Raw genomic sequence first — 7,356 nt, 5'->3', positions numbered from 1 at the left:
GTGAAGTTGCAAACTTCACCCAGCCTCAAGAGGAACTTCTAAGGTTAAGAGAAGATACTACGCCTAGTGGGGGAATTTTATACCACTGCGATATACTACGATGATAAAGGAAGGGTGATCCAAACCTTGACTCAGCAGCAGTTGGGAGGAACTGTTCGCACCTCTACGGCATACAATTTTGAGAATCAACCTGTCCAGTCTTTAACTGCTAACAGTAGTGCTGTAGGACAGGAAGTTCACCGACGATACTATTACAATGCAGCTGGACTGCTTTCGTCGGTCAAACATAAGCTACCGGGGCAGACTGAACGAGTTGTTGCTCAAAATACCTACAACAATCTTGGGCAATTGACAACAAAATCCTTTCCGGAAATAACCAGTGGAAACCAAACCTACACATATAACATCAGAGGATGGCTTAAAACCTTGGGAAGTTCCCTGGCAGTAGGTTACAAGCAGACCAACTACTATGAAAATGGGGGAACGGTCAATAACTGGAACGGGAATATTTCCAGAATTACCTGGTCAGGATCTACGGGTGGAGGAAAGCAACGCACATATAATTATACCTACGATAAAGTAAACCGGATTACAGCAGCCACTTATACCGCTACCAGTGAGACGGATTGGTTCAATCTGAGCGGTATGACCTATGATGCCAATGGCAATATCACGGCACTGACAAGAAAAAATCAAAGGACAGCAAGTACCTATGGCGATGTGGATGTATTGACTTATGGATATCAAGCTAACAGCAATAAGTTAACCCAGGTAACAGATGGAATGGGAGCCCAATCTTATACTTCCAAAGGCTTTATCGAGCGAAGCTCAACTGCCTACGCTTACGATGCCAATGGCAACCTGAAGACCAATCTTGATAAGCAGATATCTAACATCAGCTACAACCATTTGAATCTTCCGGTAGAAGTGAGTTTCAATACCGGAGCGAAGATCCGCTTTGCCTATGATGCAGAAGGTATCAAATTAACCCAGAAGGTATACAATACCAGCGGTGCACTGATCAAGACACAGGAATATGTAGGTGAGTTTGTGTTTCAGAATGGTGCCTTGGACTACTTGATTCATGAGGAGGGAAGAGTTGCAGTCGAGTTGGGTACCTACCAATATGAGTACTTTATCAAAGATCATTTGGGAAATGTGCGTCAAGTACTGCGGAATCCATCCACGCAGGTCTATATGGCTACCATGGAGACTCAAAATGCTGAAACAGAAGAGCAGGAGTTTACCCAGATCCAGGCCTCCAGACAATTGGCACCGGAACACAATAAGACACCAGGAGGAAATCAGGTAGCCTGGCTGAATGCGGACAGAGGAAGAATGGTGGGGCCGGGCAGAAGCCAGGAGATCTACGAAGGAGACAGTATGAGGCTTCAGGTCTTTGGGAAGTATGCGGACGAAAAGGAGAAGAAAGCCAATGCGGGAAGCTTTGCTACCCAGGGAGCAAAAGACAAACTGGTCAATGACCTGAATGAGCTGGCGGTAAGCACTCAGCGTGCAGGAGGAGGCAATCCAATAGCCCTGTTCAATCTGGTGGATATCTTGGCTGGCGATCTGCAAAAGAAATCGGCACCGGAAGCTTACCTGATCTATGCGCTCTACGATCAGGATAGCAACCGATACGAGGTTGAGGACCGAGCGTTAAGAAACAGTCCGGGGGACTGTTTTAGTGAGGGGCCAGCTTGTAGGGGAGGGTTCTGAGCAGAAATGCCGCCAACCAACACGAGGTTTTGGAGGAGAATCTGTATATTTCTCAGGACGGATATATGGAGACCTTTGTGGTCAACGAAACTTCAGAGGATGTCTGGTTTGACAATATGATGCTGATGAGTATTTCTTCACCGATAGCTCAGGAAACCCACTACGATCCTTGGGGATTGGAACTGACTGGGATTGGATTTCAGTATGGGGGGATTAAGGTTAATAATTGGAAGTTTCAAGGGCAGGAATCAATTGATGATTTAGGACTGAATTGGAGTTCTTTCAAGTGGAGAAATCATCAGCCAGATATTGGGAGATTCTTTAATATAGATCCTCTTTCAGATAAGTATGTTCATAATAGCCCATATGCTTTCAGTGAGAATAAAGTGACCTCACATGTAGAGTTGGAAGGACTTGAGGCATCTCCCATTCATCCTAGTTATGGTCTGAATAATATTACTGAGACTTTTAGACGAGCAGCAGTTGATATTGGAAATTCGATTGATAAAACATATTTGTCCTTATCCACGACATACTCACAAATAATATCAACAGCAAAAGTTAATTTAGGTTTGATGGAGGTTAAATCTACTACATCAGTAGATGTGAATAATACTGTATCTGTTTCGAGTAATTTTGCTGATTTTTTGACACCTGTTCAAGGCTCAAACGGTGATTTGAAATCTAAGAATTCTAGTTTATTCAATTTTAATACAGAAAGTACTATTGAAACTGTTACGGAAACAAGTAGCGACTTATCCACAAATATGCTGGATATTGAAACCTCTTCTGTTTTTTCATTAGATTTGTCAAATGGAAACTCAAAAGAGAATAAAGATCTATCAATTGGTAAAGCTGGACTTAGTTTATTTAATAGCACTGAAAATAATAATAATAAACAATCCAATACAACAGGGATACGATATTCGTTAGATGTTGACTTGAATAGGTCTAAATTTAACCTAACAATTGAGGCAGGTAAAAAGGATGAAAAATAAATTTGCAATAATTTTAGTTTGTTTAATAATGGTTTTTTCCTGCAACAGGAAAACGAATGAAAATTTGATTTGCATTAGTAAGGTTGATCTAGAAATTTGTATACTTGATAAATGGGTTATTCAAAAGATTCCCGATTACTTCTTATACGTTAAACTTCCTAGGGAAAATGATTTTTTCTTAATTAACAATTTTGATAATCCAGATGGAGATCAAATGTTCTTTGACTATTTGACAGGTACTCATGAAAGATTTTTCTATTCAGAATTGAATTTATTGGATTATTCTATTTATGAATTTGTTGATGATGGTTTTAGATATATTTATTCAACTTATGATTATTATAATAATGATGAAAAGGTTAGATATGTTTCAATTACGTTTAATTTTAATCATGTTTTTTATGATATTTCTATAAGAATGAATGCAGATAATTCATCTGAAATTGAAGATCAATTTAGGAAACTAGTAATTCCAAGTTTAAAATTGAAAGGTAAAAATATGTTTGATTTAAGAAGTGAGCCAGATAAAATCACTGAAATTAGTGCGGAACCATTGGATAGTTTGTTGATGAAATAAAAATTCCATATTGGAAAAATATTATTCTCCCGTTCGGTGTAGAAGAAAAATCGTTAGGACTAGGTATAGATGAAATCTCACTTTTATTTACATAAAAATTTGTAATTTCAATGTTTAATTAATATAATTATAAAAGAATAATTCTATCCTTAAGTTAGTGAAAAATATAAATAAGGACTGCTAAGAAAGGACTAGGATTCAATTTAATTTGAATTAGTAACATGGTTTTCAATGATTTATAAAACCTAATTCATCTGTATAATGACCTAAGAACCGTTTTCTTTATTAAATTAGTGGTTGAGCCAATAGAATTAGAAATAAATAAATCTTTATCTCATTCCATAAATCTTATTTTTAATTAACAAATGCTTCTTAAATATTTTTTCCCTTTCTATTTTCTCATCATAGGATCAGGACTTTGGGTGTCAGTTTTTGCCCAGTCCTTACCTGCTATGCATAAGGTTTCGAGGATTGGAGGAGGCTTAACTAAAAGAATTCCTTCAGGAGGTTTGGAGGCTCTGGTTGCCAAACTGGAGATTCCCTATTTGGAGGACTTGCGACAGGTTAAGGGTTTGAAGAAGTCCTATGATTCACTTCAGGCAGAAGTGAAGAAACTGAATGAAGTTGTGCAGGATAGTACAACTCAGGATTCGGTAATGAGTGTGCTGAAAGAGAAAGGTCAGGAGGTACTGGATCGAGAAAAAGCAGTCCTAACCGGATTGCTGGAAGAGCAGGATATCCCCGGAGAAGAGTTGAAAGCCGCGGCACAGCGTACTCTAGAAGGAGTAGAAAGAGCTAAGCCTGAGCTAGACAGAGTTTTGGATCCGGATGGTCTGGATGGGATACTAAATTAGAGTGAGGAAAACCTGAAGGCTCTGATCAATGAATGGATCATGCTCCACTAACGAAAAATCAAACTTCTGGATTTCCACAAATAGAACAAAGTGGTGGAACTGTGCGAGGTACGAAAGGTGAAGCTATTGGCCTCCCAGCAGGAACAAAAATACCACCCACAAAGATCAATGTAATTAGACCGAATAATTAATAAAATGAAAATGAAGGATATTAAATTTCAATTATTAAATTGCTTACAAGATAAACTAAAACATACAGAATTTAAGCTTGTAAAGTCCAAAGATGGTTTTGTTCGAAGAACTGCCATTGGACAACAATGGTTTACATTCTTATTTTATACTTATGAAAATAAAAAAGGAGTTGAGGTTAATCCGGTTATTCAAATAAGATTTGAGGAGGTTGAACAGTTATTTCATGAAACTTCTACATTTTCTGAAAAGGATAGCAAAGGAACATCTACAATTGGATGTTCAATTGAGAATTATCTCGGAAATAATGCAGATACATTTAGGAGAGAATCTGTATATTTCTCAGGACGGATATATGGAAACCTTCGTGGTCAACGAGACTTCAGAGGATGTCTGGTTTGACAATATGATGCTGATGAGCATGTCCTCACCGATCGCTCAGGAGACCCATTATGACCCCTGGGGATTGGAACTTACTGGAATTGGATTTCAGTATGGGGGAATCAAGGCGAATAAGTATCTTTATAACGGCAAGGAACTGAACGAGGACGCCGGACTTCAGTACTACGACTATGGGGCGAGGATGTATGATCCGGTGATTGGGAGATGGGGAGTCATAGATCCATTGTCTGATATGTACCAAGAATATGCGCCGTACAATTATGTTGTAAATAATCCAATTAATAATTATGATCCAGATGGAAGGATAGTTGGGACTTTAATTGGAGGAATAATTGGGGCTGTTGGAGGTGCTACAAACGCCTATATTAAAGGAGAAGATGTATTTGCAGGTGCAGTAGAAGGGGCAACAGCAGGAATTGTCGCAGGTGCAATTGTAGATATAACAGTTGCAACTGGAGGGACAGGGTTAGTTGTTATTGGTGCTGGAATAGCTGGCGGGGCTTTAGGAGCAGCCTCGGGTGATGTAACGGGACAGGTTACTGAAAATTTGAGGGGTGGTGATAATATAAATGCAGCCTTATCAAATGTAAATTTTGAAAAAACAGGCGAAAAAGCTTTGTCTGGAGCACTTGCAGGTGGTATAGGTGGAACAGCAGGGGTTGCTTTAGGAAAAGGATTACAAGCTGCTGCAAACTCAACCAAAACTATTCAAGCAACCATGTCAAAAAATATTACAGAAACTGCAAAAAACTTAACTCAATCAGGGGCAGGTCAAAAAGTAGTTGAGAATGCGGTTAATAAGATAACTACGGGAATGGGCGAGGTAGGGAGAAATACTGCAAATAATAGTGCCAAAATATCTGCAGCGGCAACAACGGGTACGGAGGTGTTTTTTCAAATAAGTCAAATAATTGAAAAAAAATAGGTATTAAAATGAATAAACTAATAAAAATTCTATTTAATCTAAATTATATTTTTTGGTCTGGATTGTTTTTATGGTCATTTGTATTATTAATTGGATATAATGGACTGTTTAATTTATTCCCATTTTCCTGTCAAAATGCCTTTGATATACATTTTGAAAAAATTAATAATATCTATGTTGTAGAATATTCTTATTCAAATGGATTTGAGAAATTTCAAACTAATGAAAGAGTGTCTAAAGAGATGTTTATTAGTAAAATTAAAGGGAAGAATGACTTTGAAATATGTTATAATTTAAAATTTCCTAAGTTGACCTATATAAAAGATTTGAATTTGGGTGTATATAGAAATAGGGTTAGTTTGGTGATTTCCATATTATTTTTAACTTTTTTTTTCATCATTGATTTATTGATTGATAAGAGATATTGGATAAATAAATATAAAAAAATTTTTTAATGGTGGCAAGAGTTCCAAGTAGGTGATATTGGGACTTTAACTTTATATAAATAAATTTACTTTTAAAAATTATTAAATAAATTAATAAGTTTAGGTAGAAAGAAATATAACTCCATGTCAATCAATTTTTTCTAATTTCGATTAACAAATGATTTTAAAATCCTTTTTCCTTTTCTGTCTTTTAGCCAGTCTTTGGTTTTCAGCATTTGCCCAGACCTTGCCTGCTGGACCCAAGGTGCAAAGTATCGGAGGAGGTTTGTCCAAGGGGATTCCTACGAATGGGTTGGAGGGCTTGGCTACCAAGCCAGATATTCCCTATTTGGAAGAGTTGCGACAGGTTCATGGCTTGAAGAAGTCCTACGATTCCCTGCGATCCGAAGTAAAAAAACTGAAGGAAGCTACGCAGGACAGTACCACTCAGGACTCGGTGGTGAGTTTACTAAAAGCAAAAGGACAGGAGGTGCTGGAAAGGGATGCAGAGTTACTTCAAGGTATGCTGGAAGAGCAGGAGACCCCTAGAGAAGAGTTGAATTCAGCCCTTCAGCGGACTCTTGGAGGTGTGAAAGGGACTAAAGCCAAGCTAGCCCCCGTCTAGGTGTAGATTGTATCTACACCTTTCTATCCAAACAAATTTGTAATTTGATTTCTAAGAGGATGCTGCTGTAAAGAATATTTTTTAAGCATAGAATATAAATTTCTAAACTATTTAAGACAAATTATTTAACCACCTAATGCCCCTCAAATCCTTTATCCTTTTCTGTCTTTTAGCCGGTCTTTGGGTACCAGCACTATCCCAGACCATACCTGCTAGACCTAGGTTGCCAAGCACCGGAGGTGGCTTGCCAAAAGTAATTCCTACGACAGGTTTGGAGGGTTTGGCTACTAAGCCAGCCATTCCCTATTTGGAGGAGTTGCGACAGGTTCAGGGATTGAAGAAGTCCCCCTCTGGGTGTAGAAGAAGGTTGATTGGGACTAGGTGTAGTTTGTAACTACACCTTTCTATCCAAACAAATTTGTAATTTGCTGATATCGAAAAACCATGATTTATGGGAGAGGCCTATCAGATAAGAGATCAAGAAATCGAGCAAAACATAATCAAAATTTTACAAAATATACCTTTTTGCGAGATTCCAAATGGCAATTAAAACTAATTAGAACCATTTGAAATGCCCTATTTCCTTACTTTTCAGGTTGTAGGTTGGGCGGATGTTTTTACCAGAAAAGTATATCGCGATTT

At 37.9% G+C, this 7,356-nt stretch carries 9 protein-coding genes; all 9 read left to right on the top strand.

The window, feature by feature from the left end; translation table 11 throughout:
* The first annotated feature begins 66 nt into the window (after positions 1-66).
* A complete protein-coding gene (locus C4S61_RS21740) occupies positions 67-1,719 on the top strand; it encodes an RHS repeat domain-containing protein (RefSeq protein WP_146064484.1) in 1,653 nt (550 codons plus the stop codon).
* Positions 1,720-1,748: 29 nt separating this feature from the next.
* Positions 1,749-2,717, top strand: a complete 969-nt coding sequence (locus tag C4S61_RS21735) for an RHS repeat-associated core domain-containing protein (RefSeq protein WP_146064483.1) — start codon at positions 1,749-1,751, stop codon at positions 2,715-2,717.
* Complete coding sequence (locus C4S61_RS21415; RefSeq protein WP_103926819.1) at positions 2,707-3,294, top strand: hypothetical protein; 588 nt, start codon at positions 2,707-2,709, stop codon at positions 3,292-3,294. Before C4S61_RS21735 ends, C4S61_RS21415 begins: the two co-directional genes overlap by 11 nt.
* Before the next feature lie 365 nt (positions 3,295-3,659).
* Complete coding sequence (locus C4S61_RS21410) at positions 3,660-4,148, top strand: hypothetical protein (RefSeq protein WP_103926818.1); 489 nt, start codon at positions 3,660-3,662, stop codon at positions 4,146-4,148.
* A gap of 201 nt (positions 4,149-4,349) precedes the next feature.
* On the top strand, positions 4,350-4,739 hold the full coding sequence (locus C4S61_RS22175) for a hypothetical protein (protein WP_200820637.1): 390 nt from the start codon (positions 4,350-4,352) through the stop codon (positions 4,737-4,739).
* On the top strand, positions 4,645-5,664 hold the full coding sequence (locus C4S61_RS21405) for an RHS repeat-associated core domain-containing protein (RefSeq protein WP_200820636.1): 1,020 nt from the start codon (positions 4,645-4,647) through the stop codon (positions 5,662-5,664). The genes C4S61_RS22175 and C4S61_RS21405 overlap by 95 nt, the downstream gene beginning before the upstream one ends.
* 8 nt (positions 5,665-5,672) lie before the next feature.
* Complete coding sequence (locus C4S61_RS21400) at positions 5,673-6,119, top strand: hypothetical protein (RefSeq protein ID WP_103926816.1); 447 nt, start codon at positions 5,673-5,675, stop codon at positions 6,117-6,119.
* Positions 6,120-6,267: 148 nt separating this feature from the next.
* Complete coding sequence (locus C4S61_RS21395; RefSeq protein WP_103926815.1) at positions 6,268-6,714, top strand: hypothetical protein; 447 nt, start codon at positions 6,268-6,270, stop codon at positions 6,712-6,714.
* A 136-nt stretch (positions 6,715-6,850) separates the two neighbouring features.
* The gene (locus C4S61_RS21730) at positions 6,851-7,108 is read left to right on the top strand and encodes a hypothetical protein (protein WP_146064482.1); all 258 of its coding nucleotides are present in this window, start codon (positions 6,851-6,853) and stop codon (positions 7,106-7,108) included.
* The last annotated feature ends 248 nt before the right edge of the window (positions 7,109-7,356 follow it).

It is taken from the genome of Algoriphagus boritolerans DSM 17298 = JCM 18970, assembly GCF_900108085.1.
Lineage (GTDB): Bacteria > Bacteroidota > Bacteroidia > Cytophagales > Cyclobacteriaceae > Algoriphagus > Algoriphagus boritolerans.
This window is presented reverse-complemented; position numbering and strand designations above follow the sequence as displayed.